General features: G+C 63.9%; 15 protein-coding genes. 9 read left to right on the top strand and 6 right to left on the bottom strand.

Annotated elements, in window-relative coordinates; all coding sequences use genetic code 11:
• Nucleotides 1-132 precede the first annotated feature (132 nt).
• The 4 genes from AB7M33_RS13095 to AB7M33_RS13080 are packed head-to-tail and all read left to right on the top strand — an operon-like array spanning nt 133 to nt 2,112.
• Nucleotides 133-693, top strand: a complete 561-nt coding sequence (locus tag AB7M33_RS13095; RefSeq protein WP_027595251.1) for an antibiotic biosynthesis monooxygenase — start codon at nt 133-135, stop codon at nt 691-693.
• Between the two features lie 32 nt (nt 694-725).
• Nucleotides 726-1,472 (top strand): dihydromonapterin reductase, encoded by a 747-nt coding sequence (gene folM, locus AB7M33_RS13090; RefSeq protein WP_454242946.1) that lies wholly within the window; start codon nt 726-728, stop codon nt 1,470-1,472.
• A 9-nt stretch (nt 1,473-1,481) separates the two neighbouring features.
• Nucleotides 1,482-1,778, top strand: a complete 297-nt coding sequence (locus AB7M33_RS13085; protein WP_027595249.1) for a DUF1244 domain-containing protein — start codon at nt 1,482-1,484, stop codon at nt 1,776-1,778.
• Nucleotides 1,771-2,112: a HopJ type III effector protein gene (locus AB7M33_RS13080; protein WP_027595248.1), complete on the top strand. Its 342-nt coding sequence runs from the start codon at nt 1,771-1,773 to the stop codon at nt 2,110-2,112. The genes AB7M33_RS13085 and AB7M33_RS13080 overlap by 8 nt, the downstream gene beginning before the upstream one ends.
• Nucleotides 2,113-2,208: 96 nt before the next feature.
• Here AB7M33_RS13080 and AB7M33_RS13075 read toward each other — a convergent pair whose 3' ends face one another.
• From AB7M33_RS13075 to AB7M33_RS13065, 3 genes are all read right to left on the bottom strand, one after another.
• Nucleotides 2,209-3,117: an alpha/beta hydrolase family protein gene (locus tag AB7M33_RS13075; RefSeq protein ID WP_027595247.1), complete on the bottom strand. Its 909-nt coding sequence runs from the start codon at nt 3,115-3,117 to the stop codon at nt 2,209-2,211.
• A 180-nt stretch (nt 3,118-3,297) separates the two neighbouring features.
• Complete coding sequence (fabV, locus tag AB7M33_RS13070) at nt 3,298-4,509, bottom strand: enoyl-ACP reductase FabV (RefSeq protein WP_454242945.1); 1,212 nt, start codon at nt 4,507-4,509, stop codon at nt 3,298-3,300.
• Nucleotides 4,510-4,628: 119 nt separating this feature from the next.
• Entirely contained in the window at nt 4,629-5,492 is an 864-nt protein-coding gene (locus AB7M33_RS13065) for a LysR family transcriptional regulator (protein ID WP_099430426.1), read from the bottom strand.
• Nucleotides 5,493-5,627: 135 nt separating this feature from the next.
• On the opposite strand from AB7M33_RS13065, the gene AB7M33_RS13060 reads away from it, so the two are divergent.
• The 4 genes from AB7M33_RS13060 to AB7M33_RS13045 are packed head-to-tail and all read left to right on the top strand — an operon-like array spanning nt 5,628 to nt 9,777.
• Nucleotides 5,628-6,668, top strand: coding sequence for an agmatine deiminase family protein (locus tag AB7M33_RS13060; protein ID WP_099430427.1), 1,041 nt, complete (start codon nt 5,628-5,630; stop codon nt 6,666-6,668).
• Nucleotides 6,665-7,561 (top strand): N-carbamoylputrescine amidase, encoded by an 897-nt coding sequence (gene aguB, locus AB7M33_RS13055; protein WP_454242944.1) that lies wholly within the window; start codon nt 6,665-6,667, stop codon nt 7,559-7,561. The genes AB7M33_RS13060 and aguB overlap by 4 nt, the downstream gene beginning before the upstream one ends.
• A 2-nt stretch (nt 7,562-7,563) precedes the next feature.
• The gene (locus tag AB7M33_RS13050) at nt 7,564-8,649 is read left to right on the top strand and encodes an extracellular solute-binding protein (protein WP_454242943.1); all 1,086 of its coding nucleotides are present in this window, start codon (nt 7,564-7,566) and stop codon (nt 8,647-8,649) included.
• A gap of 18 nt (nt 8,650-8,667) precedes the next feature.
• A complete protein-coding gene (locus AB7M33_RS13045) occupies nt 8,668-9,777 on the top strand; it encodes an agmatine deiminase family protein (RefSeq protein ID WP_454242942.1) in 1,110 nt (369 codons plus the stop codon).
• A gap of 22 nt (nt 9,778-9,799) precedes the next feature.
• On the opposite strand, the gene AB7M33_RS13040 is transcribed toward AB7M33_RS13045, so the two are convergent.
• Both AB7M33_RS13040 and AB7M33_RS13035 read right to left on the bottom strand, forming a co-directional pair.
• Nucleotides 9,800-10,339, bottom strand: coding sequence for a cytochrome b/b6 domain-containing protein (locus AB7M33_RS13040; protein WP_099430429.1), 540 nt, complete (start codon nt 10,337-10,339; stop codon nt 9,800-9,802).
• Entirely contained in the window at nt 10,336-10,602 is a 267-nt protein-coding gene (locus tag AB7M33_RS13035; RefSeq protein ID WP_099430430.1) for a PepSY domain-containing protein, read from the bottom strand. Before AB7M33_RS13035 ends, AB7M33_RS13040 begins: the two co-directional genes overlap by 4 nt.
• Nucleotides 10,603-10,812: 210 nt before the next feature.
• On the opposite strand from AB7M33_RS13035, the gene AB7M33_RS13030 reads away from it, so the two are divergent.
• Nucleotides 10,813-11,991, top strand: a complete 1,179-nt coding sequence (locus AB7M33_RS13030; protein WP_186677912.1) for an acetyl-CoA C-acetyltransferase — start codon at nt 10,813-10,815, stop codon at nt 11,989-11,991.
• Nucleotides 11,992-12,170: 179 nt separating this feature from the next.
• Here the strand turns inward: AB7M33_RS13030 and AB7M33_RS13025 are convergent, their stop codons facing one another.
• On the bottom strand, nt 12,171-12,890 hold the full coding sequence (locus AB7M33_RS13025; RefSeq protein ID WP_454242941.1) for an SDR family oxidoreductase: 720 nt from the start codon (nt 12,888-12,890) through the stop codon (nt 12,171-12,173).
• Nucleotides 12,891-12,930: the final 40 nt, after the last annotated feature.

The raw sequence follows: 12,930 nt of genomic DNA, 5'->3' as shown, positions 1-12,930 counted from the left end.
ACACTTGCCGAACACTGCAATATCGCGATAATTCGCGCCCGATTCTTGCATGCACGCTGGCGTCGCCCACCACCCCGGGCGACGCAGCCAAGGGGCCAGCTACCCGCCAGCCCCGTCGCCAGGAGATACACGATGTCTACCCCACCCGTCACCTTGATGGTGTCGCGCCGCGCCGCCCATGGCCGCTACCAGGACCTGCTGACCTGGCTCCATGAAGGCGAGCAACTGGCCACCGACTTCCCCGGCTACCTCGGCTCCGGCATCCTGGCACCACCCCGTGACAGCGATGAATTCCAGATCATCTTCCGCTTCAGCGACGAACCTACCCTGCACGCCTGGGAGCATTCCGCTTCGCGCAAGGCCTGGCTGCAACGCGGCAACGGGCTGTTCGAGCGCCCCAAAGAGGCGCGTGTCAGTGGTATCGATGACTGGTTTGGCACCCATACAGTGCAAAAACCGCCGCGCTGGAAGCAGGCGGTGGCCATCTGGCTGGCCTTCTTCCCCGTGTCGTTGCTGTTCAACCTGTTGTTCGGCCATTGGCTGGCAGGCCTCGACCTGGTACCCCGCGTGATGCTCAGTACCTTGGCCCTGACGCCAGTGATGGTCTACCTGTTCATCCCCCTCTCCACCCGCTTGCTGGCCGGCTGGCTGAACCCTGCCGCGCCCACCCCTGCAGCGCTGCGCAGCCGCTGAGGGCTGGTCTACAAGAGGGAAACAGTTCGGGTATGCTGGGCGGCAACGAAAGGACAGACAAGTTGACCGCCCCGAACATGAACAGCCCAATTCTCGTTACCGGAGCCAGCCAGCGCGTCGGGCTGGCCCTTGCCTTCGACCTGGCCCAAGCCGGCCATACTGTGATCAGTGCCAGCCGCAGCCTCCAGCCGCAGCCCGCACACCCCAACATCGTGCAGTTCCAGGCTGACCTGTGCCTGGCCGCCGACCGCCAGGCGCTTATCGACTACCTGCAAGGCAACTATGACGGCTTGCGCGCGATCATTCACAACGCATCGCTGTGGCTCGACGATGGCCTGGCCAACCTCGACACCATGTTCCGCCTGCACGTCGAAGCGCCCTACCACCTCAACCTGGCCCTGGGCGAAATGCTCGGCAAGGCCGGCAGCGAGGGCAAAGCCGACATCATCCACATCTGCGACGAAACCTCTTCGCGGGGCAGCAAGAGCCACATCGGCTACGCCGCCACCAAAGCCGCGCTGCAGAACATGGTGCTGTCGTTCGCCGAAAAATATGCGCCCAAGGTTCACGTCAACGGTATCCTGCCTGGGCTGCTGATCCTCAAGGAAGGGGGCGATGAAGCCTACCGCCAGCAGACCTTGAAAAAGGCCCTGCTGGAATTCGAACCCGGCGCCGGCCCGCTGATCGAGACGGTCAAATACCTACTCGAAAGCCAGTACAGTACCGGTAGCCAGGTGGTCATCAACGGTGGCCGCCACCTGAAGAATCGCATGACCTGAGAGAAGCCCATGACCCCGCAACAACAGCTCGAACTCGAAGCCGCCGCGTTCCGGCGCCTGGTCGAACACCTGCAGAAACGCACCGACGTGCAGAACATCGACCTGATGAACCTGTCCGGCTTCTGCCGTAACTGCCTGTCCAAGTGGTACAAGGCCGCGGCCGACGAGCGTCAGGTCGACCTGAGCCTGGATGACGCCCGCGAAGCGGTGTACGGCATGCCCTACGCCGAGTGGAAAGCCCAACACCAGAAAGAAGCCAGCGCCGAACAACAAGCGGCGTTCGAAAAAGGAAAACCTCGTGACTGATCTGAACACCCTGCGCGCCAGCCTGGCCAGCGGCGAACACGTCTTTGCCGACACCTTGGCCTTTATCGCCGCCCACTACAGCTACCAGCCGCAGGCCTTCAACAACGGCGGTGTGGAAAACGCCGCAGGGCAGAACGAAGGCTCGTGCAAGACCCTGGGCCTGGCCCTGCTGGAAGGCTTGAGCGATGAAGAGGCCCTGCTGGCCTTTGGTGAGCATTATCGCGATGTCGTGGCCACGCCAGAGGGCAGTGACCATGGCAATATCCGGGCGCTGATCGAGCATGGTTTGGCGGGTGTGAAATTTACCGCGCAGCCGCTTTCGCGCAAGGCTTGAGATTGCTGGGGCCGCTGTGCGGCCCTTTCGCAGGCAAGCCAGCTCCTACAGGGGCAGCAAGGGCCTCAGGTATTGCGCAGGCCCTGTGAGGGCCAGTCAGCTGATGATCTGCCCCGGCCTGTTCGGCAGCAACTCACCACGCTGCAGCCACGCCAGCGCAATCGGCCACAAGCGCTCGCGGAAGCGGTCATGGAAAAACGCGAAATGGCCTATTTCCTCGACCGAGATATCCACAGGCGCAATGCGCAGGTGCTGACGCTCTGCCCCCTGCAAATACCCTAGCAACCGCTCTGTCGCCGCCACGGTGCCGAATGGGTCATCGGTGAGGCTGATCGCCAGCGTCGCCGCCCGGACGTGCGCAAACGGCACCCTCTCCAAGCTGCGCCCGCTTGGCCGGTGCTCGTAGCGTGGCGTACGGGTAGTCCAGTCGTGCACCACGCCCGCCGGGGTGTCTTCCATCCAGCCCAGGCGCTTGCCGGGGAAGTAGCCGAAGGCGTGGGTCAGCAAGGGCATCACCACATGCCATTTGCCGAACAGCCGCCAACGCTGATCGGCCGCATAATCGCGCCAGTAGGCGAACTGCGCGCCCACCATCACTACCCGCCTGACCCGGCCAGCAGACGGCGCCAACCCCACTGCACAACCGCCAAAGCTGTGCCCCACCACATCGATGGGCTGGCCGGGGAATGCCTGTTCGGCGTGCGTCAGCATGGCTTCGAAGTCCAACTGCCCCCAGTCGCTCCAGGACGCCTGAAAACCACGCAGTGTTGGCGGCCGAGATTCGCCGATGCCGCGGTAATCGTAGGTGAGCACATCGCAGCCCTGGGCGAACAGGTAGTCGGCAAAACGCGCGTAGTAGCGGCAACGCACCGAAGTGGCGGCGTTGATGATCACCAGCGGACGCTGGGGATTGGCCTGGGCGTGGCGCCAGCAGAAGCCGCCAAGGCTGTAGCCGTCGGCGGCGGTGTGGCGAAAGGCGGTGGCGGGTTGGGTGAGGCTGCTCATGGCGCACATCCTGTTGTTGTGCGCCAACGCTAGCAAAAAAATCGGGGGCTGTGCCGGCCTCTTCGCGGGGCAAGCCCGCTCCCACAGGTCTCCACGGCTCTTTGGCTCAGTGGATATCCTGTGGGAGCGGGCTTGCCCCGCGAAGAGGCCGGTACAGCCCCCGACTTTTTTCAGCCTTGCTTACAGCTCGATGCAGTCGAACTGTACGTCGGTCGCCACGTCTTCGTCGTAGTTGACGTCAGCGCGCTCGAAGCCGAACAGGTTGAGGAACTGCTTCTTGTAACCGGCATAGTCGGTCAGCTCGAACAGGTTCTCGGTGGTGACTTGCGGCCACAGCGCCTTGCAGGCGGTCTGTACGTCGTCACGCAGTTCCCAGTCGTCCAGGCGCAGGCGGCCTTTCTCGTCGACCTCAGCCGCAGCGCCATCGGCGCGGTACAGGCGATCACGGTACATGCGGTCCAGTTGGTCCTGGGTACCTTCGTGCACGCCCTTCTCCTGCATGATCTTGAAGACCATCGACAGGTACAGCGGCATCACCGGAATGGCCGAGCTGGCCTGGGTGACCACCGACTTCAGCACGGCCACGTTGGCGCCGCCTTTGACTTCGCCGGCCAGTTTCTGGTCCAGGCGCAGTGCGGTGTCGTCCAGGTCCTGCTTGGCCTGGCCCAGCGCGCCGTGCCAGTAGATCGGCCAGGTGATGTCGCTGCCGATGTAGCTGAAGGCCACGGTGCGGGCGCCTTCGGCCAGCACGTCGGCACCGGCGAGGGCATCGATCCACAGCTGCCAGTCCTGGCCACCCATGACGGTGACGGTGTCAACGATTTCCTGCTCGGTAGCGGGCTCGATGCTGGCCTCGATGATGGTGTCCTTGTTGGTGTCGATGGCGGTCGACTTGTACGGCTGGCCAATTGGCTTGAGCGCCGAACGGATCACTTCACCGGTCTGCGGCAGCTTGCGCACCGGGGACGCCAGGGAGTAGATGACCAGGTCGACCTTGCCGCCCATTTCGTTCTTGATCAGCTCGATGACCTTGGCACGGGCTTCATCGGAGAAGGCGTCACCGTTGATCGACTTGCTGTACAGGCCCTCGGCCTTGGCGAACTTGTCGAACGCGGCAGAGTTGTACCAGCCAGCGGTACCGGCCTTGGTCTCGGTACCTGGTTTTTCGAAGAACACGCCCAGGGTGTCGGCCTTGAAGCCGAACGCTGCGGTAATGCGCGCTGCCAGGCCGTAGCCGCTGGAAGCACCAATCACCAGGACCTTCTTCGGGCCATCCTCGCGCACGCCCAGCTTGCGGGTGGCTTCGATCTGGTCACGGACGTTGAGCTCGCAGCCCTTCGGGTGGGTCGTGGTGCAGATGAAACCGCGGACCTTAGGATGAATGATGGCCAATGTCTGTACCTCGTCAGGTTTATGCCAGGGAAGCGCCGCCACGGGCGATTCCGATTGATCAGAGGGTGAGACTACCCCCGCAGGTTATCGGACACATCTTACGGGGTGTTTGAGGGGATTCAAAACGGCGCTTGCTCCGTCAACTGGCCTTGCAACCACTGCAAAAACCGCTGCGCCAATGGATCATCCTGGCTGTCGCGGTGCACCAGGCAGGCCCACGCTGGCCCCCGCACCTGCTGTGGCGATAGCGCTTGCAAGCGCCCCTGTGCCACCGCCCGCCGGGCCAGCAGCTGGCTGACCAGCGCGATACCCAGCCCTTCACAGGCGGCATCCAACAGCAACCCCGGGTCGGAGAAGTTAAGCCCCTTGCCCTGCTGCCCCACGTCTTCACCGCCCTCCAGTTGCCAATGGCTCCAGTCCATTTCCCGCTCACCGTGCAAGGTAGTGCGTGCCGTCGAAGACACCAGAGAAGGGTGGCAGGCCGGGTACAACGTGTCCTGGTGCAACACGCTGAAACTGCATTCGGCCTGGGCGCTCAGGTCGTCGCGGATGGCAAGGTCGATGGTCTCGGTCGCCATGTCCGGCACCTCGAAACTGGTGAACAGCCACAGGTCGACCTCCGGGCAGCGCTGATGGAAGTCGGCCAGCCGCGGCAGCAGCCAATGCCGGGCAAAGGCCGGGCTGGTGTTGACCACCAACTGATTGGGCTTGCGGTACTGCTCGAGGCGACGGATGCCCACGGCCAGGTGCTGCAGCAGCGACTGGGTGGTACTGAGCAGATCGTGCCCGGCATCAGTCAGGCTCACGCTGCGCCCGCTGCGATGGAACAAGGGTTGTTCCAGGTAGGTTTCCAGGCTACGGATTTGTTGGCTGATCGCCGACTGAGTGAGGTTGAGGGCCTCGGCAGCCTTGTGGAAGCTGCCAAGCCGCGCAGCGGCCTCGAAGCCCCTGAGGGCATTGAGGGGTGGCCAGTGTTTGAGCATGATCGATAAGCCCCGCTAATCAGATGTGCGCTAAATCTATCGTTTGTCGCTGAACGTTCCTAGCCATAGCATGACAACCAACACCCGCGACGGCGGGCTTCGTTGATAAAAATCCTTAATAGATCGGAGTTCTCTATGGACCTGTCTCTCGACAGCGGCTGGCGCATGCCCGCCGAATGGGCCCGCCACGCAGCCACCTGGATGATCTGGCCGCACAACCAAGCGCTGTGGGAAAGCGGCTGGCACGTACGCCTGGCCGATGTGCAGCAGGATTACGCCCGTGTGGCCGCCGCCATCGCCCGCTTCGAACCGGTAAAAATGGTGGTCGACCCGTCTGCCGTTGAAAGCGCCCGTGCCCTGTGCGGCGCCAACATCGAGCTGATCGAGCTGACCGTCGACGACAGCTGGTGCCGTGACAGCGGCCCAAGCTTCATCTGCCATCCGCAGCACGGCCTGGCCGGCCTGAGCTGGCGCTTCAACGCCTGGGGCGGCAAGTCGCAACACGGCCGCGACCGCAGCCTGGGCCGGCGCATGCTCGATCACCTGGGGCTCGATGGCTTCAGCACTGCGCTGTGCAATGAGGGCGGTGCTATTCATGTGGACGGCGAAGGCACCCTGATCACCACCGAATCGGTGCTGCTCAACCCCAACCGCAACCCCGGCATCAGCAAGGCCGAATTCGAAGCCTGCTTTGCCCGCTACCTGGGCATTCGCAAAACCATCTGGCTGCCTGGCGACCCGCAGTACGTCACCGGTGACATGACCGACGGCCATGTCGACGGCGTGTGCGCCTTCGCTCGCCCCGGCGTGCTGCTGGTCGACGCCACCCATGAGCAAAGCTCGGTGTATGCCGAAGTGGCGCGGGAAAACCGCCGCGCCCTGGCGCTTGCCACCGACGCGCAAGGCCGGCCTTTCGAGCTGCTCGACCTTTACGAAGCCAGCGCTGCGGTCGACCAGGACGCTGAAGTGTTCTGCGCGTCCTACACCAATTTCTACATTGCCAACGGCGCAATCATCATGCCGGCCTACGGCATCCCTGCCGACCAGGAGGCTGCCGCGCAACTGGCCGTTGCCTTCCCCGGCCGCGAGATCGTACCGGTACGCATCGACCACATCGCCCACGGCGGCGGCGGCATCCACTGCATCACCCAGCAGCAACCCGAGGTGCGACCATGAGCCTGCTGCGCATCGCCACCACCCAGATGCCATGCACCTGGGACCTGCCCGCCAACCTCGACCGCGCCGAACAGCTGGTGCGCCAGGCCGCTGCCAAAGGCGCCCAGGTGATTCTGCTGCAAGAGCTGTTCGCCACCCCGTACTTCTGCATCGAGCAGGACCACCGGCACCTGGCATTGGCCCAGCCCTACCCCGACAGCCCGATCCTGCAGCGCTTCGCCGCGCTGGCCAGAGAGCTGGGCGTGGTGTTGCCATTGAGTTGGTACGAACGGGCCGGCAATGCCTTTTTCAACGCGCTGACCGTGGCCGATGCCGACGGCCACCTGCTCGGGGTTTACCGCAAGACGCATATTCCCAATGCCATCGGCTATCAGGAGAAAGAGTACTTCAGCCCTGGCGATACCGGTTTCAAGGTCTGGGATACGGCGTTCGGCCGGCTGGGCATCGGTATCTGCTGGGACCAGTGGTTCCCCGAAACGGCCCGCTGCCTGGCCCTGCTGGGCGCCGAAGTGCTGCTGTTCCCCACCGCCATCGGCTCCGAGCCCGGCGCCGCCGAGCTGGACTCGCGCGATCATTGGCAAATCGCCATGCGCGGGCATGCCGCCGCCAACCTGCTGCCGGTGGTCGCGGCCAACCGCGTGGGCCGCGAAGTGGCCGGCAGCGATGACACCCTGGCGATGCAGTTTTATGGCTCATCGTTCATCTGCGACCACAAGGGCGCATTGCTCGCCGAAGCCGACCGCGACAGCAGCGGTATCTGGCTGCACGACCTGGACCTTGGGCGCATGCGCGAAGACCGCCTGACCTGGGGCATCTACCGCGACCGCCGCCCGGACATGTACGCGCCGTTGCTGACCCTGGACGGCCACCACCCCCATGTTACGAGGGCCTGAACATGAAGCTGCTACCGCTGGCTGTACTTGCCCTGGCGCTTTGCGCCAACCACGCCCAGGCTGAACAACCGACCCTGCGCCTGTACAACTGGGCCGATTATTTTGCCGAGGACACCCTCAAGCAATTCACCGCCGAAACGGGCATCCAGGTGATCTACGACGTCATGGACGGCAGCGAGGTGCTCGAAGCCAAGCTGATGTCAGGGCGCAGCGGTTATGATCTGGTGTTCCCCGGCGACACCGTGGCCGAGCGGCTGATGCGCGCCGGCAGCCTGCAGCCGCTCGACCCCAGCCGCCTCGAGGCCCTGGATGACATCGAGCCCGGCCTGCGCACGCTGCATGCCCGCTACCCCAAGGCCAGCCAGGCGACAGTGCCCTACACCTGGGGCACCATCGGCCTGACGGTGAATGCCGACAAGGTCCGCCAACGCCTGCCGAACGCGCCGCTGGACGACCTCGACCTGTTGCTGAAACCGGAGCTGGCGGCCAAGTTCGCCGACTGCGGCATCTCGATCATCGACTCGCCAGACGAAGTGCTTGCCGTGGTCCTCAACTACCTGGGCCGGGAGCCGCGCAGCGCCAAACGCGAAGACCTGGCCGCCGCCAGCGAGCTGCTCAAGGCCATCCGCCCCTATGTGCGCAAGTTCCAGTCGCAACCGGTGACCGAGCTGGTCAACGAAAACCTGTGCCTGTCACTGGGCTACAGCGGCGATGTGATCCAGGCCCAGCGCACGGCCGAGGCTGCGGGCAAGGCGATCGACTTCCAATACCGCGTGCCGCGCCAAGGCACCACGGTGTGGATGGACACCATGGCCATCCCCGCCGATGCCAAACACCCGGAATACGCCTATCGTTTCATCAACTTCGTCATGCGCCCGGCGAACATGGCGGCCATCAGCAACTTCACCGGCTACCCCACGGCCAGTGCCAAGGCGCGCCAGGCCGTCGAGCCACGCATGCGCGACAACCCCGACATCTACCTCGACGAAGCCACCTATGCCCGGCTGATACCCGGCCGGGACATTCCCCAGGCCGACATGCGTGCGCGCATGCGGGTGTGGACACGCTTCAAGACTGCACAGGACTGAACCATGCCACGTGGTGCCATGCCAAACCGTAGAACCTTCCTGCAACTGTCGCTGGCCGCAGGGCTGGGGGCTAGCCTCGGCCTCCCGCTGGGCCTGGCCCGCGGCGAGGCGCCGGAGCGCTGGTTCATGCCTGATGAGGGCGAGCCGCAGCAACGCGCCTTTATCGCCTTCGGTGCCCAGCCGGCGATCTGGGAAGACTTCACCTCCGACGTCCAGGCCGCTCTGGGCCGCATCGCCCAGGCCATTACACGCTACCAGCCGCTGACAGTGTTTTGCCGCCCCAGCGAACTGGCGCTGGCCAAGCAACACTGCGCCAGCCCCCACACCCAATTCGTGACCTGCGAGCTGGATGACATCTGGATGCGCGACATCGGCGCCAACTTCGTTGTCGACGATGACGGTGCTTTGGCCGCGGTCGATTTCAACTTCAACGGCTGGGGCAGCAAGCAGCGCCACCGCAACGATGCCCTGCTGGCCAAACGCGTCGCCACGCTAGCCAAGGCCCACTACCAGCGCAGTGAACTGGTGGGTGAAGGTGGCGCCATCGAGGTCGATGGCCATGGCACCGGGATCATGACCAAAAGCAGCTGGGTAAACGCCAACCGCAACCCCGGCTGGAGCAAAGCCGAGGTGGAAGCCGAGCTCAAGGCGCGCCTGGGGTTGAGCACGATCATCTGGTTGCCAGGTATCGCCGGTGAGGACATCACCGATGGGCATGTGGATTTTTATGCGCGCTTCGTACGGCCAGGCGTGGTGATCGCCAACCTCGACAACGACCCTGAGTCTTACGACCATGTCGTGACCCGCAAGCACCTGGAGATTCTCAAACAGGCCACTGATGCCGAGGGCCGCCGACTGCAAGTCCACGTGGTCTCACCGCCGATGCGCGGCCGGCGCAACAGGTTCAGCAAGGGCAACCCGGACTTTGCGGCAGGCTATATCAACTACTTCGTCATCAACGGCGCGGTCATTGCGCCGCAGTTCGGTGATGCCCAGGCCGACGAGAAAGCGCGGGCGCTGCTGGCGTCGCTCTACCCGGACCGGGACATTGTGCAGTTGGACATCGATGCCATCGCGGCAGGGGGTGGCGGCATCCATTGCGTGACCCACCAGTGCCCGGCGGTGTAAGTGCTCGCGCAGCGCCAAGCACTCACTGGTCGTCCGGCAATCGACGCCTGCCGGTCAGCATCGACAAGGGCAGGTTCTCGCGCAGGCGCAGGCTTTCGACGATCGCCGCCAGCACGTGCACGCAGACTAATGCCAGCACCGCGTCGGCCAGGAAGCTGTGCAGGCTCATCGGCCAGTCGGCGCCCCACAGGGCGTCGACCTCCTGCGACGCCCACCCGGTCAGGCCCAAGCCCGCGATCCCGGTCAGCATCAACAGCATCACCAGGGCGCCAATCGGCGAATGCCCCAGGCGATGGTAAGGCTGCCCACGTACCAGCGCCCGGGTGTGGGCGGCCAGGCGCGCCGGGGTCGGCCAAAAGTCGGCCCAACGCGCGCTTTGCGGCCCGACAAAGCCCCAGACCAGGCGCAACAACACGCACGCCAGCCCGTAGTAGCCCAGCCACTGGTGCCAGTCGTCGCCCTCTTCATTGAAAAAATAATCCGCGAAAAACACCGTGGCCAACGACAGGTGGCACAGCCGCAGGAGGGGGTCCCACAGCTGCACCGTGGCATCAGCCTTCAATCTTCGTACTCGGTCTTGACTGCCTTGCCGCTGACCGGGTCATGGTAGATCTCGACCTTACGGCCATCCTTGTCGAAACCGTAGATTTCGTAGCAGTTGCCTTTGGTGACCTTGAACTTATTGATCTTGTAGCCCTGTTCCTTGAGCTGGGCCTGGAATTTTTCCGGGTCTTGCCACGTGCTTTTATCTGCTGTGGTGCATTGGGTGGCGGCGAATGCTGTGCTGCTGCCGATCAGGAGGGTGAGAGCGATCAGGATGCGCATGGACATGAGCTCCGTTACGTTGAGTGAAACAGCACGACATCCAGCTTAGACCCAGGGCCAGCGGCTTGCATAAGCGCAAGCGTGTCCGCGTCATTCATTTGTTTTCCAGATCAATCCAAAAGAAAAACAAACTTAACAAATCAACCAAACCCGCCGATGCTGACGGCATCCTGCCCTCGCGGCGCTCACCCTTGCACGGAGAACAACAACATGAACGACGTGGTCATCGTCGCCGCCACCCGTACCGCCATCGGCAGCTTCCAGGGCGCCTTGGCAACAGTGCCCGCCGTCGACCTCGGCGCCGCCGTAATCAAGCGCCTGCTGGAACAGACACAACTGGACCCAGCCCAGGTCGACGAGGTCATCCTCGGCCAGGTGCTTACCGCCGGCGCTGGCCAGAACCCGGCCCGCCAGGCCGCGATCAAGGCCGGCCTGCCCTTCAGCGTGCCCGCGCTGACGCTCAACAAGGTTTGCGGCTCGGGCCTCAAGGCCCTGCACTTGGCGGCCCAGGCCATCCGCTGCGGCGACGCCGAGGTGGTGATTGCCGGCGGCCAGGAAAACATGAGCCTGGCCCCCTACGTCATGCCTTCGGCGCGCACGGGCCAGCGGATGGGCCACGGCCAGCTGATCGACAGTATGATTACCGACGGCCTGTGGGATGCCTTCAACGACTACCACATGGGCATTACCGCCGAGAACCTTGTGGATAAGTACGGCCTCAGCCGTGAGCAGCAAGATGCCTTCGCCGCCGAGTCCCAGCGCAAGGCCGTGGCCGCGATTGAGGCGGGCCGTTTCAAGGACGAGATCACCCCCATCGTGATGCCGCAGAAAAAGGGTGAGCCCAAGGTCTTCGAACGCGACGAACAGCCCCGCCCGGACACCACCGCCGAATCGCTGGGCAAGTTGCGCGCAGCCTTCAAAAAGGACGGCAGCGTCACGGCTGGCAATGCTTCCAGCCTCAATGACGGCGCCGCCGCCGTGCTGCTGATGAGCGCCACCAAGGCCAAGGCCCTGGGCCTGCCGGTGCTGGCCAAGATCGCGGCCTATGCCAGTGCTGGCGTAGACCCGGCGATCATGGGCATTGGCCCGGTTTCAGCCACCCAGCGCTGCCTGGACAAAGCCGGCTGGCAGCTGGCGGACCTGGACCTGATCGAAGCCAACGAGGCCTTTGCCGCGCAGGCGCTGGCGGTGGGCAAGGCGCTGGAATGGGATGCGGCACGGGTGAACGTGAATGGTGGGGCGATTGCGCTTGGCCACCCGATTGGGGCATCGGGGTGCCGGGTGCTGGTGACCTTGCTGCACGAGATGATCAAGCGTGATGCGAAGAAAGGGCTGGCCACGTTGTGCATTGGCGGTGGCCAGGGTGTGGCGTTGGCGATCGAGCGCTGATCAGTCATTGATGCCAGCAGGCCCGGCCCCTTCGCGGGGCAAGCCCGCTCCCACAGGTTAAGCACAGCTCTCAAGGTTTGTGCTTTTCCTGTGGCTCCCAAAGGTTAACCACAGCTCTCAAGGTTTGTGCTTTTCCTGTGGGAGCGGGCTTGCCCCGCGAAGAGGCCGGGCCTGCTTACTCAGAACCGCTCATCGGCAATGGCCGGCAAGGTCAACTCGCGCACATAACTTGCCGCCGACAGCTCTAACATCGTCCGCACCATCAGCACCACATCGTGCAGCGGAATCAACCCGCCCTCCCCCCGCGCCGCAGCGTCGGCAACTGGCACATTCAGGCCATCCTCGGTGTTCAGGTAACCCAAGTTCAGGCACGTCACACCCAGGCGCTGTTCGCGATACCCCTCACGCAAAGCCTCGGCAATCCCGCGCAGGGCGAACTTGGACGCAGCAAACGTCACTTCAGGGCGCCCGCTCTGCGGCAGGCCTGAAGTGGAACCGGTAAGGATGATCCGTGGTTTCTCGCTTTCCAGCAGCATCGGCAGCAAGCGCTTGATCAGCAGGACAGTGGCCGTGATGTTGCAGTCGACCATGCGTTGCAGCTCTGGGTCGTGATCGTCCAGGAAGCTGTAGTGTTCTGAAAACGCCTCGGCCTCCCACAGCCCGAGGTTGTAGATGAGGGTATCCACGCCTCCCTCGGCCAGCGCCTGGGCAACGGCCTCGACGGCGGCAGCCGGCTGACCGAGGTCGGCCGCAATCCACTGCACCTTGACCCCCTTGCTGACCACCACCCCTTCGGGGCGCGAGCGGGACACACCTATCAGCGTATCGCCCGGCTTGCCCAGCCCTTCCATGAAGGCCTTGCCCAGCCCCTTGCTGGCGCCGACTACCAGAACTCTCATCGCATCACTCCCTGTCGAGTACGTTTCGAGCCGGCATTAT

The organism is Pseudomonas sp. Y3 TE3536 (assembly GCF_053629175.1).
This window is presented reverse-complemented; position numbering and strand designations above follow the sequence as displayed.

What these genes read in the sequence shown, in the direction of transcription:
- AB7M33_RS13075 (WP_027595247.1), bottom strand. Translation starts at nt 3,117, where the DNA reads ATGAGCAGCCTCACCCAACCCGCCACCGCCTTTCGCCACACCGCCGCC.
- AB7M33_RS13065 (WP_099430426.1), bottom strand. Translation starts at nt 5,492, where the DNA reads ATGCTCAAACACTGGCCACCCCTCAATGCCCTCAGGGGCTTCGAGGCC.
- aguB (WP_454242944.1), top strand. Translation starts at nt 6,665, where the DNA reads ATGAGCCTGCTGCGCATCGCCACCACCCAGATGCCATGCACCTGGGAC.
- AB7M33_RS13035 (WP_099430430.1), bottom strand. Translation starts at nt 10,602, where the DNA reads ATGCGCATCCTGATCGCTCTCACCCTCCTGATCGGCAGCAGCACAGCA.
- AB7M33_RS13050 (WP_454242943.1), top strand. Translation starts at nt 7,564, where the DNA reads ATGAAGCTGCTACCGCTGGCTGTACTTGCCCTGGCGCTTTGCGCCAAC.
- AB7M33_RS13085 (WP_027595249.1), top strand. Translation starts at nt 1,482, where the DNA reads ATGACCCCGCAACAACAGCTCGAACTCGAAGCCGCCGCGTTCCGGCGC.
- AB7M33_RS13045 (WP_454242942.1), top strand. Translation starts at nt 8,668, where the DNA reads ATGCCAAACCGTAGAACCTTCCTGCAACTGTCGCTGGCCGCAGGGCTG.
- AB7M33_RS13025 (WP_454242941.1), bottom strand. Translation starts at nt 12,890, where the DNA reads ATGAGAGTTCTGGTAGTCGGCGCCAGCAAGGGGCTGGGCAAGGCCTTC.
- AB7M33_RS13060 (WP_099430427.1), top strand. Translation starts at nt 5,628, where the DNA reads ATGGACCTGTCTCTCGACAGCGGCTGGCGCATGCCCGCCGAATGGGCC.
- AB7M33_RS13095 (WP_027595251.1), top strand. Translation starts at nt 133, where the DNA reads ATGTCTACCCCACCCGTCACCTTGATGGTGTCGCGCCGCGCCGCCCAT.
- folM (WP_454242946.1), top strand. Translation starts at nt 726, where the DNA reads ATGCTGGGCGGCAACGAAAGGACAGACAAGTTGACCGCCCCGAACATG.
- AB7M33_RS13030 (WP_186677912.1), top strand. Translation starts at nt 10,813, where the DNA reads ATGAACGACGTGGTCATCGTCGCCGCCACCCGTACCGCCATCGGCAGC.